Here is a 19,416-nt window from a genome sequence, read left to right on the forward strand (position 1 = left end):
GACCGCGCCGGCGGCGACGATGCCCGCCACGTCCCCCACGGCGCAGTCCACCCCGGAACCCGAACCCACCGGGCAGCCGACCGGCCGGCGCCGTGCTCGACGTCGGCGCCGCCACCCACGGCGTACGGTCGTACGTCGCGTTTGCCGGCGGGGTGGCCGTCGCCGCGGTGCTCGGCAGCCGCGCCGCCGATCTGCTCTCCGGGCTCGGCCCACCGCCGCTCTCGGTCGGTGACCTCCTGCCGCTCGACCACCCGCACGGCCCGCCGCTCCCGGTCGACGTCGCCCCACAACCAGCGCTCCCCGGCGAACTGCTGCTGCGGCTGGTGCTCGGCCCGCGGCACGACTGGTTCACCCGCGAGGCGCTGGCCGCGCTGCGGACCGCCCGCTACACGGTGGCGACGGCGAGCAACCGGATCGGCCTTCGCATGGAGGGGCCGGCGCTCACCCGCGCGGTGCGGACGGAGCTACCCAGCGAGGGCATCGCGCTCGGCGCGGTGCAGGTGCCCGCGGACGGGCGTCCGGTGCTGTTCCTCGCCGACCACCCCACCACCGGGGGCTATCCGGTGATCGGAGTGGTCGGCGAGCCTGACCTGGCCGCCGCCGCGCAGGCCCGCCCCGGCACGCCGGTCAGGTTCCAGCCGCTGCCACCCGCGTACGCGGGGTGATCCCTGACCGGGGCGCTCGGGTCAGGCGCGCCGGCCGGTCCGGCCGGTCGGGGTGGGGAGCACGCCCATGCCGGGGAGCACCTCGAAGACGAGTTGGGTCTCGGTGTGCCGGACGGCGGGGTGGATGTTGATGTGCTCCAGGACGAGGTCGCGCAGCGCTTCGGGTGACTCGACCGCGACGTGCAGGAGGTAGTCGTCCTCCCCTGCCACGTGGAACGCGGTGAGCACACCGGGGATCTCGGTGAGGGTCGCGTGGAAGCTGTGCACGTGATTGCGGTTGTGGCTGCCGAGCCGCACCTTGATCACAGCCTGCAGCGGACGGCCGAGCGCGGCGAGATCGAGCTGCGCGTGGAAGCCGGAGATGACGCCGGCTTCGCGCAGGGTGCGGACCCGCTGGATGCAGGTCGATTCGGCGACCCCCACCCGCGCGGCGAGTGCCGCGTTGGTGATGCGTCCGTCCGCGGCGAGCTCGGCCAGGATGGACAGATCGGTGCCGTCCAGGGGCGGCGCCGCACGGGACCGCGGATTCCTCGGCCCGGTCACCGCCGCCACGAACATCGCCTCCACAATCTGCGCCGAGTAGCCGCTTCCACCGCCTAATGCTCGGCGAATATTGCCTGGTACGGCGAATATTCGGACCATCATCGCATGGGTGAGCAGGTTCTTTCGTTCGATTCCTTGGCCGTGCACGCCGGCCGCGACGATCTCGCGGAGTTGGGCGTGCACGCCCCGCCGATCGACCTCTCCTCGACCAGTCCCCTGCCGGACATCGAGATGGGCGGCTCGTCGTACGAGTCGATGGCCACGGGTGGCCATCCGGTCGACGGGGGCGGGTTCGTCTACGCGCGCCTGTGGAACCCGACCGTGGCCCGGTTCGAGGCGGCGCTCGCCCAACTGGAGGGAACCGCGGAGGCGGTCGCCTTCTCCTCCGGCATGGCGGCGATGACCGCGACCGTGCTCGCCGCCAAGGCGGAGACGGGCGGCCGGCACGTCGTGGCGGTCCGTCCGCTGTACGGCGGCACGGACCACCTGCTCGCGTCCGGACTGCTCGACGTCGAGGTCACGTACTGCGCCCCGCAGAACGTCGCCGCCGCGCTCCGCGCGGACACCTGTCTCGTGGTCGTCGAGTCCCCGGGTAACCCGACACTGCAGCTGGTGGACATCGGCGCGGTCGTCGAGGCCGCCCCGGGGCGTCCGGTGCTCGTGGACAACACGTTCGCCACCCCCCTTCTGCAGAACCCGGCCGCGCACGGCGCCGCGCTCGTGCTGCACAGCGCCACGAAGTACCTGGGCGGCCACGGCGACGTCGTCGGCGGCGTGGTGGCGGGCAGCGCGGCCTGGGCTGGCGCACTGCGGCGGGTCCGGGCCGTGACCGGCGCGCTGATGCATCCGCTCGCCGGATACCTGTTGCACCGCGGCCTGGCCACACTGCCGCTCCGGGTGCGCGCGCAGCAGAGCTCGGCGGAGAAGATCGCCGGGTGGCTGAGCGCGCACCCGTCCGTACGCCGGGTCTTCTACCCGGGCATCCCCGGGTGCGATCCGACCGGCCTGGTGGGGCGCCAGATGCGTGGTCCCGGCGCGATGGTCGCCCTCCAGCTTTCCGGTGGGTACGAGCAGGCGGTGCGGGTCACGAACGCGGTCCGTCTCTTCACCCATGCGGTCTCCCTGGGCGGGGTGGACTCCCTGATCCAGCATCCGGCCGCCCTGACCCATCGCCCCGTCGCGGCCGCCGCCCGTCCGAGCGCCGACATCATCCGGTTGTCCATCGGGCTCGAGGATCCCGACGACCTCCGGGCCGATCTGGCACAGGCGCTCGCCTGAGGGTTGCTCGGTGACGCACGACGACCGGAGGACCTGGTGAAGCACCAGGTCCTCCGGTCGCGGTCAACGTGCCGTCACGGTCGCGCGGTTGTCACCCGGCGGTACTGCTGCTGGACCTCGGCGGCCGAGACGGTCCGGCCGAGGAACATCAGACTGTCCATCCGGCAGTTGCACGGGTTGGACTCCCGCGTGTTCTGCGGGAAACTGCCGCCGATCTTGATGCCGCGGGGGTCGGTCTCCGAGCTGTAGTGCCGCCCCGGCGTCGCCACGCCCCACGGGTCGCCGGTCACCGCGTAGAACCCGTCCAGCGGCTTCCCGTTCTTGTACAACGCCATGGTGCCCTTGTCGAAGTCGAAGGTCGCGGCGAGGAAGACCCACTCGTTCGGCGGCAACAGCGTCCGCCAGTCCTCCTGTGCCGCGAACGTCTGCGAGCTACCGCCGTCGAGCCGTCGGCCGAGCGCCACGAGGCGCAACTCGCCGTTCACGTTGATCAGCTCCAGCAGGGCGCGAACCCCGTGCCCGTCCGAGTCTCCGGTCAGGATGCCGGCGAGTCCGATGGCGTTGTAGTAGTCGTTCGGGTCCGGCGTGTTCGAGTTCAGGTTCGGGTTCTGCCCGGTCACCTTGAACCACCCCATGACCGTGGTGCCCTTGACGCCGTTGAAGGCGTTCAGCGTGGGCACACCGGTCGCCGAGTAGAGGCCGGCCTTCCAGTCGTCGTTACCGGCGGTGGCGGGGTTGACCTGAGCAGTCTGGATCGACGTGTTGCTGCCGGGGTAGGCGCCGTCCTTCACGCGCATCGCCTTGCCGCCGTTGACGAGGCTGATGTTCGTGCCGGAGAAGCCCTGGTCGAGCTCCATCGCCGGGTCGGGCACGAACGCGTGCTCGAAGTCGTAGAAGGCGGCGAGGTTGCGCTGGAGGCTGGGCAGCACGTCCGGGTTGACGGGCACGCGGCGGGTGCCGGTCACCTTCCAGAGCTTGCCGTTCGCCTTTGCCAGCAGGTAGAGCTCACCGGCACGGTCGGTCCCGAGCCGCAGGTCGACGCGGGCGTCACCGGCCAGGTCCGCCGTGGTGACCCGCTTGCCCGCCGGGTCGAAGATCTTCAGGTCGTAGATCGTGGCCAGCTTCCTGCCGCGCCGCATCTCGTTCGCGTTGGTGTAGAAGACGCGACCGTCGACGAGGTCGGCGAAGACGTACTTGCCGCGCAGTTCGGGGACGGCGTTTCCGCGGTAGACGAAGCCGCCGCTGATCGCGTGACCGCTGTCCTTCGTGCAGGGCCAGCCGGCCGGCGGGTCGTGGTCGTAGGCGGCCACCGGGTAGGTGTAGCCGTACTTCTTGTCATCCGCGGGCAGCGGGAAAAGGTTGCAGCGGTCGTCCTTCTTGAAGGCGAACGCGCCCTCCCGCTCGCTCCAACCGAAGTTGTCGCCGGCCTTCACCTCGTAGACGGCTTCGATGGCGTGCTCGCCGATGTGGCCGAGGAACATCCGGTCGCCGTCGCGCGGGTCCCAGCTGAAGCGGTGCGGGTCGCGCATGCCGTACGCGTAGATCTCACCGAGCGCGCCCGGCTTGCCGACGAACGGGTTGGAGCGCGGGATGCCGTAGTTGCCGTTGGCGCTGTCGCGACCCATCGGGTCGATGCGCAGGATCTTGCCCTGCGGCACGGCCAGGTCCTGCGGGACGTTCGTCGAGACGCCGATGCCGCCATCGCCGGCCGCGACGTAGAGCAACCCGTAGTCCTTGTCCCGCGGACGGGCGGTCGGGTTGAAGTCGATCTGCTGGATCGCGTGGATGTAGCTCGCGAACCCGAGCCGCAGCACCTCGCGGTGCGTGCCGCTGAAGGTGTTCGCGGACGGGTCGGCGGCGGTCCATTCCGTCACCACGCTCTGGACGATCGCGTTCGGCTGGGTCCAGTCCGGCGTCTTCGGCTGCAGCGCGCCGAACGCCTCGGAGTGGACGGTGTAGAACCTGCCGTTCCGCGCGAACTCCGGGTGGAAGGTCACGAAGCCGAAGCCGCTGCCCATGCCGCGGCCGGAGAAGAAGTCCGGGAACTGGGCGCGGACGTCGAGGTACGCCCCGGGGGTCGCGCCGTTGAGCAGATACATGGTGCCGTTGAGGTCGGGGACGAACCTGCGCCCTGACCCGTCGGGGATCTCACCGAGGAAGTTGATCCGCGCGTGACGCATCAGCCGTGGGTCGATCGGCGCCGGCACCGGCTCGGACTTGGGGAACGTGGCGACGTCGGCGAGGGTCAGACCCAGGGTGGACGGGACCGGATCCTGCGGAATCGGATCCGTGACGGGAGCATCGGCCCGCGGGGCCGCCGGTGGCGTCTGCGCGATCGCCTGCGAGGTCGGGAGCGCGGTCACCAGGAGGGAAACGGTCGTCACCAGGAGCCATCTGGGCTTCTGGAAATTCCATCGGGAGTTCGACACGGAGGGACCACCCAATCGGTCGTACGGTCGCAGAAAGCGGTTGCGTAAGCGCTTTCGTATGCCGAATCCGACCCTAGACTTGCCCGCGTGTGGGTGGCAACAGTCACACCTGAACGGGTTATAAACCGGACGGAAGGGTCGTGACCGATGCCCATGCCTGGATCTCCACTGAGGCTGGTCGACGTGGCCGCCCACGCCGGCGTGTCGCTCGCGACCGCATCGCGCGCGCTGACCGGGAGGGATGGCGTGAGCGCGCAGGTCGCAGCCCATGTGCGCCAGGTGGCCAGCGAACTCGGTTACGTGGTCAACCTGCACGCCCGGACCCTCGCGGGCGGATCGACGCCGACCGTGGGGCTGATCGTGCACGAGATCGGTGACCCGTACTTCGCCGAGATCGCGAGCGGGGTCCTCCGGCTCGCCGGCGCCGAGCAGCGGATGGTGCAGATCTGCCACTCCGGCGGTGACCCCGAGGTCGAGTTGCGGCAGGTCCGGATGCTGATCGCGCACCGCGTCGGCGTCATCATCGTGGCCGGCTCGGGTTACACCGATCCGGCGCTGCAGGCCGAGGCGAAGGCGGAGCTGGCCGCGTTCCGCAAGGGCGGCGGCCGGGTCGCCGTGATCGGTCGGCACAACCTCGGCGCGGATGCCGTGGTCCCCGACAACCAGGCGGGCGGTCACGCGGTGGCGGAGCACCTGCTGTCACTGGGACACCGCAGGATCGCGGTGGCCGCCGGACCGGAGCGGCTCACCACGGTGGCCGACCGGATGACCGGGATCGCCGGGGCGCTCGCCCGGGCCGGGCTCACGTCGGCGGAGTCCCCCGTCGTACGCAGCGACTTCACCCGCGACGGAGGGCGACTCGCGGCGGACCAGATCCTGCAGCGCCACCCGCGGACGACCGCCATCATCGCGCTCAACGACGTCATGGCGATCGGCGTGCTGTCCGCGCTCCGTGCGCGGGGTGTCGCGGTCCCCGCGCAGATGTCGGTCGCGGGGTTCGACGACGTGTCGGTGGCGGCGGATCTCGGGCCCAGCCTGACCACGATCCGGTTGCCGATGGCGCAGATGGGAGAGCTCGCACTGGAACTCGCCCTGAAGCCGCCACTGTCGCGGCTCCGTCGAAAGTGGACCGGACATCAGTTGGTCGTGCGGGAGTCGACCGGCCCGGCGCCGGCGCGATGAGTCCGGGTGGCCGCCGCCTCGGGTGGGCCGCCCCGAAGGAGTGACTCTCTCTTGACACGGTGACACGGTGCTATCCAGGCTTGCGAAAGCGCTTCCAATGTCCCGCGTCACGCAGGGAAGGTCCCATGCAGCCGACTCGTACCCTTCGTAAGCTCATGCCCCTGGCGCTCTCGATGGCGGTGGGCGTGGCGACCCTCGCGGGCCAGCCCGCCGCCCACGCGACTGCGGCGAACAACGCGGGGATGCGCGCGGACAGCGCCGGCCACGCGGGCTGCGACGTCGGGCGCAACCGGGTGAAGGACGTCATGGCCGGCGGCAACTGGGCGCCGGTGACGCCGGCGAATTGGCAGTTTCCGGGGTCCGAGGTGATCCTCGCCGAGGCCGGTAAGTCGCCGGCCGGACCGCGCCGCCCGTTCGAGTACGCGGTGCTGACGAAGGGGCCCGAGTTCGGATCGGTGCAGATCGACGCCGAGGTCCGCCTCGACACGCCGGTGGAGATCACGAACCGCGACGTGATCATCGTCTTCGGCTACCAGTCGCCGACGCGGTTCTACTACGCCCATCTGTCGACGGACAACACGATCTATCCCCACAACGGGATCTTCGTGGTCGACAACGCCGACCGGTTCCGCCTCGACCACCAGTGGAACGGCAAGATCGGCGCGCCGCCGGCCATCACGGACGCCGCGTATCACAAGGTCCGGGTCCGTCACTGCGCGAAGACCGGCGAGATCGCGGTGTACGTCGATGGCGCCTCGACCCCGCTGATGACCGCGACGGACCGCACGTTCCAGGCCGGCCGCGTCGGGTTCGGCTCCTTCGACAACATCGGCCGGATGCGCGCCCTCTCCGTCACGGGGACCCCGGGATGCCGGGGCCGGGAGGCCGGCATCGTCGGCACGGACGGGCCGGACAGGATCATCGGCACCGACGGGGACGACGTGATCGCCGCCCTCGACGGCCGCGACCGGGTCCACGCGCGGGCGGGGAACGACATCGTGTGCGGCGGCGACGACAACGACCTGCTGCTCGGCCAGCAGGGCGACGACGTCCTCGTCGGAGACGAGGGGCGGGACCTGCTCGTCGGGGGCCCCGGGACCGACGCGCTGCGGCAGGATTAATTTGCCAGGGTTGTCCGAGTCTGCCCCTCCGATCCGGCAGACTGTGCGGGTGGAAACGGGGCAAGACGCGGGGGTCGACCACGTTCTGGCCAAGGCGCGTGCCGGCGTACGCCGGATGACTCCCGAGGAGACGGACGCGGCGAGACGCCGGGGCGCGCTGGTCATCGACACCCGCACCGAGACGCAACGGCGTGAGCAGGGCGAGCTTCCCGGCGCGCTGGTGATCGACCGTACGGTGCTCGAATGGCGGCTCGACCCGTTGAGCGACGCGCGGATCCCCGAGGCCACCGATCACGACCTGGAGATCATCGTCATCTGCCGACAGGGCTACAGCTCCAGCCTGGCCGCCGCCAGCCTGCGGCATGTCGGCCTGTGGCGCGCGACCGACATGATCGGCGGGGTCGAGGCGTGGCAGCGGGCGGGGCTGCCGCTGACATCGGGGCCGGCCGACGTACGTCGCTGAGACGGCGGCCGCCCGACCTGCGCCGCAGGATCGCGGGGATGACGCCGCCGCACTCCCCCGACGCAGCGGCGCCGGACCCTGGACCTCTTGATCGAGTACGACTCAGCGCCGGGTGCCCGACCGCCGTGCGGTGAATCGGGTGACGTAGCGCTTCTGCCAGGGTGTCTCGACGGCATGCCGGTCGTAGTGCTGCCGGACGAAGGCAACCGCCTGATCCGCCGGCACTCCGTCGATGACGGCGAGGCAGGCCAGAGCCGTGCCGGTCCTTCCGCGGCCACCGCCGCAGGCGATCTCCACCCGTTGAGTCGTGGCGCTGTCCCAGGCTTCGTGCAGCACGTCGCGGGCGTACCCCTGGTCGCCCGGCAGCCAGAAGTCGGGCCAGCGCACCCATCGGCTCTCCCAGTCGACCGCCGGTGGTGTCCTGCCGAGCAGGTAGACGGCGAAGGTGGGCGTCGGCCCGGATGGGAGCGGCTGCCGCAGACCGCGACCCCTGACGAGCCGGCCGGATGGCAGGCGCAGCACCCCGGCCGCGGCGGGGTCCCACGCATTGGTCACGGGGCCACCCTATGCCGGCGCGGCACGGGGTCGATGCCGCGCCGGGTCGCGCGCTGGTTCAGGGTGTCGTCTCGAGCAGGAACACCGCGTAGTCGTCGTCCGCCCGCGCTTCCTGCCGGATCAGCCCGGCCCGCTCCGCAACCCGTATCGCCGCGGTGTTCCATGCGCGGGTTTCCACGACGACCGGCCACGCCGGATGTACGACCGCCGCGGCCGCGATGGCCTCGCGTGCCATTTCGGTCGCGATGCCCAACCCCCAGAATTCGGGCGCGACCCGGTAGTAGAGATTCCAGCAGTGGCGCTCCCGCCAGAGCTTGGGCTGGACACCGCCGAAACCCGCTATCCGCCCCTGGAACACGATCGTCCAGTAGCCGAGTTCCCCGCGATCCCACACCTCGGTGAACGCGGCGAGATACCGGGCGGATTGTGCGGTGGCCGGGGGTTCGCGCGGCGGCTCCTCCCGTGCCCGCAGCGCGGACTCGAGCGCCACGAACGCCTCCAGGTCGTCCATGGTGACGCGCCGGAGGCGCAGCCGGGCGGTTCTCCGTTCGAAGGGCGCCATGGCAAGAAGGTAACGGGCGAGTGCGTCACATCGGTTCGAATAACGCGAGCCGAGGTCGGCACACGCGGACAGCCCCCGTGTGACAGCTACGACTTCCCCGGCTTGCGCGCCAGGAGGTACGCCTGCTGCGTCTTCTCCGGCCCCTCGGGCTCACGGAGCAGTTGGGCGTGCACGACCAGTCCGGCCTGGCTCAACAGCGTGGCGACAAGCTCCGGTGACCTCCGGTAGACGTCGAGCGAGATGGCATGGCCGTACGCCTGTTCCAGGTGCCGACGCTCGTCGCCCGCCTGGAAGGCGAGGAGCAGGTGGCCACCCGGACGCAGCACCCGATGGAACTCCGCGAACACCACCGGCAGCCGCTCCGGGGGCGTGTGGATGATGGAGTACCAGGCGACGATGCCGCCGAGAATGTCGTCCGTCAGGTCCAGCGCCGTCATCGACCCCTCGTCGAACCGCAGCTCCGGGTATGTGCGACGGGCCACCGCGACCATCGCCGGCGACAGGTCGACACCAAAGGCGGTCAACCCGACAGAGTGCAGGTGCGCCGTCACCCGGCCGGGGCCGCAGCCGAGATCGGCGACCGGCCCGCCACCGCCGGCCTGCACGAGCTCGGCGAACGCGGCAAGCAGCGCACGGTCCAGGGGCTTGGCCACAAGCTCCGCGCGCAGTCGCTCGGCGTAGTCGACGGCGACGGTGTCGTAGGCCGCGCGGGTGGCGCGCAGGTCGGTCGATTCGGTCATGGCCGGGGACAGTAGTCGGCTGGCCGGGCCCGGCAACCCGCTGTCAGAGCACGCCGCGAGCAAAACCGCGCCGGGGGCAATCCTTCCGGCCCGGGCTCCTCGTAGAATCCCCGGGTGACCTCCCCGACGGATCAGCGGACCGACGAAGCGTTACGGGTGCTGCGCCGGGTCTTCGGCTATGACACCTTCCGGGGAAGCCAGCGGGAGATCATCGACCAGGTCGTCGGCGGTGGTGACGCGCTGGTGCTCATGCCGACCGGTGGCGGCAAGTCGCTGTGCTACCAGATCCCGGCGCTCGTCCGGGACGGCGTCGCGGTCGTCATCTCGCCGCTCATCGCGTTGATGCAGGACCAGGTCGATGCGTTGACGACCCTCGGCGTGCGGGCCGGGTTCCTCAACTCGACGCAGGATTTCGAGGCGCGCCGCCGCGTCGAGTCGGCCTTTCTCTCGGGTGACCTCGACCTGCTCTACCTCGCGCCGGAGGCGTTGAGAACCGGTTCCACCATCGGGCTCCTCGACCGCGGCACGATCGCGCTGTTCGCGATCGACGAGGCGCACTGCGTTGCCCAGTGGGGCCACGACTTCCGCCCCGACTACCTCGCCCTGTCCATGCTCCACGAGCGTTGGCCGGCCGTACCCCGGATCGCCCTGACCGCCACGGCGACCACCGCGACGCACGCCGAGATCGCGTCGCGGCTCAACCTCGAGGGCGCCCGCCACTTCGTGGCCAGTTTCGACCGGCCCAACATCCAGTACCGGATCGCGGCGAAGCGGGAGCCGCGGAAGCAGCTACTCGACCTGTTGCGCACCGAGCATCCCGGCGACGCCGGAATCGTCTACTGCCTGTCACGGGCGTCCGTCGACAAGACCGCCGAGTTCCTGGTGCAGAACGGGATCCCGGCACTGCCGTACCACGCGGGACTCGACGCACGTACGCGCGCCGCCAACCAGCAGCGCTTCCTGCGCGAAGACGGCCTGGTGATGGTCGCGACGATCGCCTTCGGCATGGGTATCGACAAACCCGACGTACGGTTCGTCGCGCACCTCGACCTGCCCAAGTCCGTCGAGGGTTACTACCAGGAGACCGGTCGGGCGGGCCGCGACGGTCTGCCGTCGACCGCCTGGCTCGCCTACGGGCTGCAGGACATCGTGCAGCAGCGCAAGATGATCGACAGTTCCGACGGTGACCTGGCCCGCCGCCGGATGCTCGCCGCCCACCTCGACGCCATGCTGGCCCTGTGTGAGACGGTGCAGTGCCGTCGCGTCCAACTGCTCGCGTACTTCGGCCAGCAGAGCACCCCGTGTGGCAACTGCGACACCTGTCTGACGCCGCCGGAGTCGTGGGACGGCACGGTGGCGGCGCAGAAACTGCTCTCGACCGTGCTGCGGCTGCACCGCGAGCGTGACCAGAAGTTCGGCGCCGGCCAGTCCATCGACATTCTGCTCGGCCGGAAGACGGAGAAGGTCGCCCAGCACGGCCATGACGCCCTCACCGTGTTCGGCATCGGCACCGAACTGAACGAGGCCGAGTGGCGCGCTGTGGTCCGCCAACTGCTGGCGCAGGGACTGCTCGCGGTCGAGGGTGACTACGGGACGCTCGTGCTGACCGAATCGAGCAAAGATGTGCTGGGCAAGCAGCGCCGGGTGACGATGCGGCGCGAGCCGCAGCGCGGGGCGTCGGCCTCCCGGTCCCCGAAGTCGCGCTCCGCCGCGGCCACGGCCGTCGAGCTGTCCCCGGCGGCCCTGCCGGTGTTCGAGCGGCTGCGGGCCTGGCGCGCCGCCACCGCCAAGGAGCAGAGCGTGCCGGCGTACGTGATCTTCCACGACGCGACCTTGCGCCAGATCGCGACCGAGTCCCCAGCGACGCTGGCTGAGCTCGGCCGGATCAGCGGTGTCGGGGAGAACAAGCTGGCCAAGTACGGCGAGCAGATCCTGGACACGCTTGCGGCGTAGTGCCCGGCACGTCAGGCATCGTCGGGGCTTGTCGTCCGGCTGGCCGGAGCCCGGTGGTTTTCGACGGCGCGCTGCCGGTCACCGGCCATTTCGCACAGGTACGCCCGGGCCGCATACAGGCGGCCGGGCGACCCGCTCAACTCCTGATGAATCCCAGCATCTGTCGGATCTGTGCCGTACGGGACTGGTCGACGCGTCTGGCCAGCTCCTTCGCGTCCGGGCTGGCGCCGCCGGCGGCCTCGGCCTTCGCCATCTCGACCGCGTTGTGCTGGTGGGCGATGAAGAGGTTGAGGAACTGTTGCTCGAACTGCCGGCCGGTGGCCTGCGTGAGCGCGGCCAGTTCCGCGTCGCCGGTGGCCGGCAGGCCGCCGTGTGCCGCGTGCACGCTCGGGTCGTGGTCGGCCTCCGTCGGCTTGCCCCACTCCTGCAGCCACCGCGTCATCGTGCGGATCTCGTCCGTCTGCGTCGCCCCGACGGCGGCGGCCAACAGCTTCACCTCCTCGCTGGTCGCACGCTGCTCAGCGAGGCTGGCCATCCGCAGCCCCTGACCATGATGGTTGATCATCATCTGGAGGAACATGACGTCGGCGTCGTTGTACGTGGCGGCGGACGCCGTCACCGCCGGGTCGCCGTCGCCGGGGCCGGCCGGGCCGGTGCCGCAGCCGGCGAGCAGCAGCAGGGCTGCCGCGGCAAGGGTGATACGCCGTGGGAACTTCATGCTTACCGGTTCTCCTGTTCGCCGTCCGGCCCGCGTGGAGCCTTGCGGGACGGGTGGACCGAGCGTCGGGTGGTGGGTGGGCGGACCCGCGGTTGCCGATCGCGCGGGTCCACCCGTGGGGTCGGTCAGCTGGCCAGCCAGAGCGCCGGCGTCGCGGGGGGCTCCCAGCTGTCGAGGGACATGTGCGCCTGCCGGCAGCGGTACGTCCTGCCCTCGAACGTCACGACGTCGTTGACGCGGTAGTTCTGCCAGGACGCCCAGGTCGTGCCGCCGGGGCGGGTGGGCGTGGCCGTGGACGGCGCGGTGGCGGTCGGCGCCGGCGCGGGGGCGCCGGGGGGCGGGGTCGTCGGGTTGCTCGTGGGCGGCGTGCTCGGCTCGGGCCGCTGGCCACCGCCACCGCCGACCTGCAGGTCGACGCAGCTGTAGAACGCCATCGGGGTGTCACCGATGTTCCACACCGCCAGCAGTTTCTGCCGTCCGGAAAAGCCGCTGAGGTCCACCCTGTGCGAGACGGTTGCCTGCGGAATAGCGTTTCCGTCATCAAATTCGGCGACCATTTTGTTGCCGATGAAATACTGCCAGGTGGTGGTGCGATGGCGCGCGGTCAGGATCCAACTGAAGGTGACGCTATTCCCCACCGACGTCGCCGGCCAGGGGCGGCTGTCGTCATTGAGCGCAGAGAACTGCCCCAGTCCGGCGTTGCAGCTCTTCAATCCCTTCGGGCCCTCCACGCTCTGCGGCTCGAACTGGATCGGGCCGCAGTCCGCGACTCTGCCCTGCGCGCACAGGGCCTGCCGGCTCGGCGGGAACGACACGTAGCCGTGCGCCTGGGCGGGTGTGGCGACCGCCAGCGTGGACAGCATCGCGCCCACAGCGAGCAGCGGATAGGCCATAATTCGTCGCATGGTCCAACTCCTTCAGCGCAGCACTGGTCCCGCGCCTTGTAGGACGTGGGACCAAATGGCGACTACCGGCGGTGCGGCGCGAAATTGATGAGCGCCTCGGTGTCGCTTCCGTGCGAAAAACGTACCAATGCACCGCGCGGCAAGGAATGGTCGAGCACCAGAAATGACTCGGAAATTTGTCTTAGGATTACCTTAAACAGGTGGCGATGTTTACGCAGAGCGCTTTGTCGGTACCGATTCCGTAGCGGCCCCTCACCGTGACGGGCGGCGGGAGCCGAGGTAGGACATGACCGCGCGGGCACCGCCGAGCAGCTCGCTGCGTCCGATATGGAGCGCTCCACCCGCCTCCCCGGCCACCCGCCGGACGATGTCGAGCCCCAGCCCGGTCGAGTCGGCACCGCTGACGCCGCGCCGCACCGCGCTGGGCAGGTCGGCGATGCCGGATCCGCCGTCCTCCACGACCAGTTCGCGCTCGGTCACGCTGATCCGGAACGGCGTGCCGGAGGGGGTGTGCCGGAAGACGTTGCCGAGCAGCGAGTCGACGGCACCGATCACGTCGGAGCGGGGGACCGGGATCCACACCGGTTCCGTGCCGCCCCCGACCTCCCAGGCGCGCCCCTGGTGTTCCGCGGGCACCGCCCAGAACGCCAGCCGGTCGGCGAGCACGTCGACCAGGTCGGTGAGCGCGCCGCTGCGCGCGTCCAGCGAGTCCCGGGCGCTGACGATGATCGCGTCGACCTCCCGCTCAAGCGCGTCGATCGACTCACGCACCCGGTCGGTGAGCTCGCCGGCCGGCAGGGAATCGGCATCCAGTCGCAGCGCGGTCAGCGGCGTCCGCAGCCGGTGGGACAGGTCGGCGGCGCGTTCGCGTTCGGCGTCGACGAGCGACACGACCCGGTCGGCCATCAGGTTGAACGCCCGGCCCGCTTCCACGAGTTCGGTGGGCCCGGCCGGTCGTACCCGGACGCTGAGGTCGTGGGCGCCGAGCCGGCGCGCGGCCCGCGACAACTCCCGGGCCGCGGAGACGACCTGCGCGCCGAGCCGGTCGGCGAGCGCGATCGAGGCGATGACGAGTACGGCGGCGAGCCCGGCGATGGCCAGCCGGGCGGTGGTGACCCCGCGTCGCAACTCGTCCGACGGCACCCACACCTCGATCACCGCGGTCCGGCCTGGCGCCAGCGCGGTCGGCTGGAGGTAGACCAGCCCATCCGGCGCCGACGCGACGAGCGGATGTCCCCTGCTCTCGACCAGCCGGATGTCGCTGATCGCGCCCCTGGTCGTACCGATCGGAGCCTCTCCGGGCAGGTGCAGTGAGAGGCGTTCCCCGCCGCCGGCGCGCGTGCTGGCGACGGCCCGGGCGAGAACCGCGCGTTCCTCGGTGACCGCCAGCGCGGCGATCATGCTGGTCGCCTGCTGACGGGCATCGGCCAGCGCCCGGTCATGTGCGATCTGGCCGGCCAGCAGGGCCAGCGGGACCAGGAAGGCGATCGCCACCATCGAGGTGACCGCCAGGGTGCCGCGCGCGAGCGTCGACCTCACGACGGCCCGACCAGCATCAGGCCCACCCCGCGTACGGTGCGCAGCAGTCCCGGCTCGGCGGCGGACTCGCCGAGCTTGCGGCGGACCAGGGAGATGTGCGCGTCGAGCGTCTGGTCCCCGTTGACGTACGGCTGCCGCCAGACCGCGACGAACAGCTCGCCGCGCGGCACCACCTGCCCGGCGCGCTCCGCCAGGTAGTGCAGCAGGTCGAACTCCTTGCGCGCCAACGGGAGCGGCCGCCCGTCCAATGTGGCGCTCCGGCTGGTCGCCTCGAGCTGCAGCGGACCGACCCGGACCCACGGGGACGGCTCCGGTGCCGGGATCACGGGGCCTGCGCGCCTGAGCACCGCCGCGATCCGGGCCTGGACCTGCGCCGTGGAGAACGGCTTTGTCACGTAGTCGTCCGCGCCGGCGTTGAGCAGCCGGACCATGTCGGTCTCCCCGCGGCGGGCGGTGGCCACGATGATCGGCACCGAGCTGACCGCGCGGATCATGACGAGAGCGTCGGCACCGTCCATGTCGGGCAGCCCCAGATCCAGGATCACCACCGACGGCTGCTGGGTGGTGACCACACGCAGCGCGTCGAGTGCGGTCTCGACCGCCTGCACGACGTGCCCGGCGTCGGTGAGAGTCCGCGCGAGGGCGCGTCGGATCGCCGGGTCATCTTCGACCACCAGGACGAGAGGCATGGTCGAACGGTACCGACGTTGGCAAGATTGGCGCCGTGAGCAGATGGCAGGGCATCGGAGCGCTGACCGCGTGGGGCGTGGCCACGGCCGCCAGTACCGGGCTGGTGTGGCTCGGACTCACCCCGGTGCTGGACACCGCCGTCCCCGACCGCGTCCACACCCGCGCAGAGACCGACCTGCGCGACGCGCTCGCGCCCGGCCCCGACCTCATACCGGGCCCGACGCCCCGACCACCGACACCGTCGGCGGTCGCGACGCGGACCCCCTCGGCGAGTCCGAGCCCTTCGTCGGCGCGCACGACGCCCGCGGAGCGCCCGCCCAGGCCGCCGGCCGCGTCGACGGCCCGCACCGTCGATGGCTGGACCGTCGTCGACGAGGCCGACGGGTCCACCTCGTACGTGCGGCGGTTCGAGGTGGAGGGTGGGCAGACGACCATCCGGATGGTCCCCGGGCGGGTCATCCTCGTCACCGCCACCCCGAAGCCCGGCTTCTCCGTCGACACCGTGCAGAACGAACCGCAGCGGCTACTGGTCAGGTTCCTCGCCCCCAACCGGGCGTTCCTCGTGGACGCGGTCTGGTGGGATGGCCGGCCGTTCGCAGAGGTGTCGGAGATAGGCGGCTGAGACCAGCCACGCCACTATCGGGCGCAGGATGCCGACGCCGCGGTTCGCTCTCCTGCGTCCACCCGGGCCACGACCAAACGGCAGTCTTCGTCCCGGAGAGTCCCGGTAATGCGCGCTCCGGGCAATTCCGACCCAACCCGTCCGCCCTCCATGTGGCACGGGGCACCCAAGGCCTTGCCCCGAAGCACTGCAAATACCCCATGTGCCGCAAGCTTCTCTGATAACTCTTTAGCCGCGTGCCTATCCGGAGCAACTCTCGGCACCCATACCGCACCCCAACTGCACCGGCATGGGTAAAGAACACCAAACGGTCAAAAGCGAGATCAACCCCTTATGCGTTAAGTCCGTTTATGCCGATATGAAGTGACTCGCGGGATTCCTGCGTCACTCGTACCTCCAGGACAGCACCGGCATCACCGGCAGCAGACACGCCCCGAACAGCCGCGAGCCACACCCGGCGTCGGGGAGGGGCACGGAGACCCGGGCCCTCGCCCCGCACGGTGAACGCGCCCGGTCAGCCGCCACGATCAACACGGTGATCTGCACCTGACGAGGGGAAGCGAACCCCACGCGAGAGCCCCGGGCGACGGGACGTCGGCGCCTGCCCGCACCGGCCCGAGGAATCCCGGGCGCGACCGTCGGCGGCGTCGACGTGCGCCGACCGAACGACGGGCGATCCGCGATGTCGACGCGGCCCGACGACGGCGGTGGGGACCGCGACAGGGCGACGGTGTTGAGCGGACCGGCCCACCCACCCGCGCCGGTGACACCGACCGGGCCGCGGGCGTCCCGACGATCCGTCAGACCCTCGCCCGATCAACCGGGGCCGTCCACCACCGCGGGCATCCGCACTCCGGACATCCACCACCGCGGTGCTCCCCCACCGCCGACCCGCGACCCGGCGCCAGCGGCGGGCAGGCGGTCCCGCGCGCCCGGGCTGTTCGCCACGCACGGAGCACATACGCAAGAGGACCCGCTACCTGAACTCAGGTAACGGGCCCGTACGCTGCGGATATATATGGTGGGCGATACTGGGATCGAACCAGTGACCTCTTCGGTGTGAACGAAGCGCTCTCCCGCTGAGCTAATCGCCCTCAGCGCGACGACTGTACCTGATCCGGTAACCACCGCGCATCTTCGGGGTCAGTGAGTCGCGAGGTACCGCACGATCTCGGCGACCAGGTCGACCCCGAGCCCCAACTTCAGTGACAGCCAGAGCACCGCGCCGACGAAGACCAGACCGATGGCCCCGAGCACGAAGCGCACCGGGAGGGACTGCCGGCCGACCCACCGTGTCCAGGACTGGACCCGCCGGCGGGTGAACTGGAGCAGACGCCGCGCCCAGTGAAACTCGATCGCCCAGACCGCCAGGCCGCCGAGGACGATCAGCCACCCGGGACCGGGCAGCGGGATGAGTGCGAGGCCGATCAGGACCACGATCGCGCCGGTGACCGCGACGATGGTTTTCAGCGCGATGCGGCCGGTCGGGTTCGACCGGATGATCTCCAGCGTCAGCCGGATCCGGTGGCGCACGCCGGACGGTCGGGGCGGAGCTACCACGGGGGTGACGGTGGACACAGTCTCGCTCGGAGCGCGCCGCTCGCCGCCCGCGTCGTCGCTTCGCACCACGTACCCCCGTTCCTGCTCAACTGATGTCTCCTCTCCTCGGGCGGTCCGGCTATTCGCCGGAGAAGACGACGTCTCATGCCCGGTTGAGGATTTTTTCGCGCCCATTTTCACCCGTCAGTGTTCCTTGTCCCCGTCACTTGACGGGACGACTGGACGTTACCGGAGTGAGTCGACGTCTGAACCACACCCGACGCCGGGCGGAACTGGGCACCCGAACGGAAGCGGGCATCGTACATGAACGGTGACGTTTTCCAAGGCAACCACAATTCCACCTTCCCACTACTGGGTGAGATCAGCCGATCGCGCTGCGTAATCAGAATTAGCGGCCGAGTATGGGAAAGCGGGACGAGCACGTCCCGCAGCGGTGCCGGGGGGAGAACGTCCATGAGTGTCATACGACCGACGACGGTGGAGGTCGAGACGTCACTGCGGCTCGTCGCGCCTGACGCCACGGCTCTGCCCGTGCGCGCCAGCCTGCGTTACGACCCAGCTGACCCGTACGCCGTCCACGTCCTGTTTCACGCCGAATCGGCCGGCGGCGAAGCGGTGAGTTGGTCCTTCGCGCGAGAACTACTGGTCACCGGGCTGGACGAGCCAGCCGGGATCGGTGATGTCCGGGTCTGGCCCTGGGCCACCCCGCGCGGGGACTTCGTCGCGCTCGCTCTGTCGTCGCCCGACGGCAATGCCCTGTTCGAGGTGCCGCGCAGCGTCCTGGTCAGGTTCCTGCGCCGCACGTACGTCGTCGTGCCCCGCGGCCGGGAGTCGGAGCACCTGGACGTCGACACGGCGGTGAACCGCCTGCTCGCCGGTCGCTGAACCACCTTGCCTGGCGCCGCGCGGAGACTGCCGAATCCGCCCGGCGCCAGCACCTTTTTCCGGGTACGACGGCGCACGCACCGTCGAGATCCGCGTGATCACGGTCGCCGCGATCCGGACGCCCACTCCGCAGCTACGCCCTGATCACGACGATCATGCACGGGACGGGGCGGGGTCAGCCGTGGGTGGTGATGCCACCGTCGACCGGGATCACTGCGCCGGTCAGGTAGGCGCCGGCACGGGATGACAGGTAGATGGCGGCCCCGGCCATATCTTCCGGCCGGCCGATCCGACCCAGCGGCACATGCTGCTCCATGGTCGCCCGCACCGCGGGGTCGTCGAGCGCGAACGCCAACATCTTGGTCTCGAACGGACCGGGCGCGATCGCGTTGACCGTGATGTTCTCGGACGCGAGCTGGTGGGCGAGGCTGCGGGTCAACATGTGGACCGCAGCCTTGGTCGCCGAGTACGCGTACACCTCCATCCACGGCACCCGGATGCCGTCGACCGACCCGATGTTGATCACACGTGCCGGGTCGTCCCCGCTCGCCGCGGCACGCAGCCCGGGCAGCAGTGCGGTGGTGAGCCGGAAGACGGCCTTGACGTTGACCGCCCAGAGCTTGTCGAAGGCCGCCTCGGGGTAGGCCTCCAGCTCCGCCCCCCAGGTCGCGCCGGCGTTGTTGACGAGCACATCGACGCGGGGCGTGCGGTCCAGCACGGCGGCGGCCAACTGCTCGGCGCCTTCCATGGTGGACAGGTCGGCCGGGATGGCGGCGCAGTTGCCCACGGTCGAGAGTTCGGCCGCCACCGCTTGACACACCTCCGCCTTGCGCGACGAGATGATCACGTTCGCCCCGGCTTCCACGAAACCCTGGGCGATCATCAGCCCGATCCCCCGCGATCCCCCCGTCACCAGAACCGTCTTGCCCTCCACCGAGAACAACCCAGGCATCGACACACTCCTTCTGATTCCGGTCTTGTGACCGCGTTCACAATTCGGCTACTG

19 protein-coding genes and 1 tRNA gene are annotated in these 19,416 nt (G+C 70.5%); 8 read left to right on the forward strand and 12 right to left on the reverse strand.

From position 1 onward, the window contains the following. Positions 1 to 665: biotin-dependent carboxyltransferase family protein (locus tag AB0J06_RS23970; protein ID WP_357431516.1), on the forward strand; the 665-nt coding region annotated here is incomplete at its 5' end. Between the two features lie 21 nt (positions 666 to 686). On the opposite strand, the gene AB0J06_RS23975 is transcribed toward AB0J06_RS23970, so the two are convergent. Continuing rightward, positions 687 to 1,223, reverse strand: a complete 537-nt coding sequence (locus AB0J06_RS23975) for an Lrp/AsnC family transcriptional regulator (protein ID WP_357431518.1) — start codon at positions 1,221 to 1,223, stop codon at positions 687 to 689. 90 nt (positions 1,224 to 1,313) lie between these two features. Between AB0J06_RS23975 and AB0J06_RS23980 the strand changes: the two genes are divergently transcribed. Further along, the gene (locus AB0J06_RS23980; protein ID WP_357431520.1) at positions 1,314 to 2,486 is read left to right on the forward strand and encodes a PLP-dependent aspartate aminotransferase family protein; all 1,173 of its coding nucleotides are present in this window, start codon (positions 1,314 to 1,316) and stop codon (positions 2,484 to 2,486) included. A 74-nt stretch (positions 2,487 to 2,560) separates the two neighbouring features. Here AB0J06_RS23980 and AB0J06_RS23985 read toward each other — a convergent pair whose 3' ends face one another. Continuing rightward, complete coding sequence (locus tag AB0J06_RS23985) at positions 2,561 to 4,870, reverse strand: PQQ-dependent sugar dehydrogenase (RefSeq protein WP_357431522.1); 2,310 nt, start codon at positions 4,868 to 4,870, stop codon at positions 2,561 to 2,563. A 198-nt stretch (positions 4,871 to 5,068) separates the two neighbouring features. On the opposite strand from AB0J06_RS23985, the gene AB0J06_RS23990 reads away from it, so the two are divergent. From AB0J06_RS23990 to AB0J06_RS24000, 3 genes are all read left to right on the forward strand, one after another. Then, positions 5,069 to 6,097: a LacI family DNA-binding transcriptional regulator gene (locus AB0J06_RS23990; protein WP_357431524.1), complete on the forward strand. Its 1,029-nt coding sequence runs from the start codon at positions 5,069 to 5,071 to the stop codon at positions 6,095 to 6,097. A 155-nt stretch (positions 6,098 to 6,252) separates the two neighbouring features. Continuing rightward, the gene (locus AB0J06_RS23995; RefSeq protein WP_357431526.1) at positions 6,253 to 7,218 is read left to right on the forward strand and encodes a calcium-binding protein; all 966 of its coding nucleotides are present in this window, start codon (positions 6,253 to 6,255) and stop codon (positions 7,216 to 7,218) included. Positions 7,219 to 7,333: 115 nt separating this feature from the next. After that, entirely contained in the window at positions 7,334 to 7,681 is a 348-nt protein-coding gene (locus AB0J06_RS24000) for a rhodanese-like domain-containing protein (protein WP_357431564.1), read from the forward strand. A gap of 102 nt (positions 7,682 to 7,783) precedes the next feature. Here AB0J06_RS24000 and AB0J06_RS24005 read toward each other — a convergent pair whose 3' ends face one another. The 3 genes from AB0J06_RS24005 to AB0J06_RS24015 all read right to left on the reverse strand — a co-directional run bounded on the left by AB0J06_RS24005 (position 7,784) and on the right by AB0J06_RS24015 (position 9,538). Further along, positions 7,784 to 8,236 carry a protein phosphatase gene (locus AB0J06_RS24005; protein WP_357431528.1) on the reverse strand — a complete coding sequence of 151 codons (453 nt, stop codon included), beginning with the start codon at positions 8,234 to 8,236 and terminating at the stop codon, positions 7,784 to 7,786. Positions 8,237 to 8,294: 58 nt separating this feature from the next. After that, positions 8,295 to 8,798: a GNAT family N-acetyltransferase gene (locus tag AB0J06_RS24010; protein WP_357431530.1), complete on the reverse strand. Its 504-nt coding sequence runs from the start codon at positions 8,796 to 8,798 to the stop codon at positions 8,295 to 8,297. An 86-nt stretch (positions 8,799 to 8,884) separates the two neighbouring features. Beyond that, entirely contained in the window at positions 8,885 to 9,538 is a 654-nt protein-coding gene (locus AB0J06_RS24015) for a class I SAM-dependent methyltransferase (protein ID WP_357431532.1), read from the reverse strand. Positions 9,539 to 9,652: 114 nt separating this feature from the next. Between AB0J06_RS24015 and recQ the strand changes: the two genes are divergently transcribed. Continuing rightward, positions 9,653 to 11,491, forward strand: a complete 1,839-nt coding sequence (gene recQ / locus AB0J06_RS24020) for a DNA helicase RecQ (RefSeq protein WP_357431534.1) — start codon at positions 9,653 to 9,655, stop codon at positions 11,489 to 11,491. 136 nt (positions 11,492 to 11,627) lie between these two features. Here recQ and AB0J06_RS24025 read toward each other — a convergent pair whose 3' ends face one another. The 4 genes from AB0J06_RS24025 to AB0J06_RS24040 form a co-directional block, all read right to left on the reverse strand. Beyond that, on the reverse strand, positions 11,628 to 12,209 hold the full coding sequence (locus tag AB0J06_RS24025; protein ID WP_357431536.1) for a DUF305 domain-containing protein: 582 nt from the start codon (positions 12,207 to 12,209) through the stop codon (positions 11,628 to 11,630). A 125-nt stretch (positions 12,210 to 12,334) separates the two neighbouring features. Next, entirely contained in the window at positions 12,335 to 13,114 is a 780-nt protein-coding gene (locus AB0J06_RS24030; protein ID WP_357431538.1) for a lytic polysaccharide monooxygenase, read from the reverse strand. A 252-nt stretch (positions 13,115 to 13,366) separates the two neighbouring features. Beyond that, complete coding sequence (locus AB0J06_RS24035; RefSeq protein WP_357431540.1) at positions 13,367 to 14,653, reverse strand: HAMP domain-containing protein; 1,287 nt, start codon at positions 14,651 to 14,653, stop codon at positions 13,367 to 13,369. Beyond that, positions 14,650 to 15,342, reverse strand: coding sequence for a response regulator transcription factor (locus AB0J06_RS24040; protein WP_357431542.1), 693 nt, complete (start codon positions 15,340 to 15,342; stop codon positions 14,650 to 14,652). The genes AB0J06_RS24035 and AB0J06_RS24040 overlap by 4 nt, the downstream gene beginning before the upstream one ends. Positions 15,343 to 15,377: 35 nt before the next feature. Between AB0J06_RS24040 and AB0J06_RS24045 the strand changes: the two genes are divergently transcribed. Continuing rightward, a complete protein-coding gene (locus AB0J06_RS24045) occupies positions 15,378 to 15,965 on the forward strand; it encodes a DNA mismatch repair protein MutL (RefSeq protein ID WP_357431544.1) in 588 nt (195 codons plus the stop codon). A 1,019-nt stretch (positions 15,966 to 16,984) separates the two neighbouring features. Here AB0J06_RS24045 and AB0J06_RS24050 read toward each other — a convergent pair. Both AB0J06_RS24050 and AB0J06_RS24055 read right to left on the reverse strand, forming a co-directional pair. Further along, a tRNA-Val gene (locus AB0J06_RS24050) sits at positions 16,985 to 17,059 on the reverse strand. A gap of 49 nt (positions 17,060 to 17,108) precedes the next feature. Further along, positions 17,109 to 17,543, reverse strand: a complete 435-nt coding sequence (locus tag AB0J06_RS24055) for a TIGR02611 family protein (protein WP_357431566.1) — start codon at positions 17,541 to 17,543, stop codon at positions 17,109 to 17,111. A gap of 435 nt (positions 17,544 to 17,978) precedes the next feature. Between AB0J06_RS24055 and AB0J06_RS24060 the strand changes: the two genes are divergently transcribed. Further along, positions 17,979 to 18,410, forward strand: coding sequence for an SsgA family sporulation/cell division regulator (locus tag AB0J06_RS24060; RefSeq protein ID WP_091552864.1), 432 nt, complete (start codon positions 17,979 to 17,981; stop codon positions 18,408 to 18,410). A 175-nt stretch (positions 18,411 to 18,585) separates the two neighbouring features. Here the strand turns inward: AB0J06_RS24060 and AB0J06_RS24065 are convergent, their stop codons facing one another. Continuing rightward, a complete protein-coding gene (locus tag AB0J06_RS24065) occupies positions 18,586 to 19,362 on the reverse strand; it encodes a glucose 1-dehydrogenase (RefSeq protein ID WP_357431546.1) in 777 nt (258 codons plus the stop codon). Positions 19,363 to 19,416: the final 54 nt, after the last annotated feature.

It is taken from the genome of Micromonospora sp. NPDC049679, from assembly GCF_040659735.1.
Classification (GTDB): Bacteria; Actinomycetota; Actinomycetes; order Mycobacteriales; family Micromonosporaceae; genus Micromonospora_I.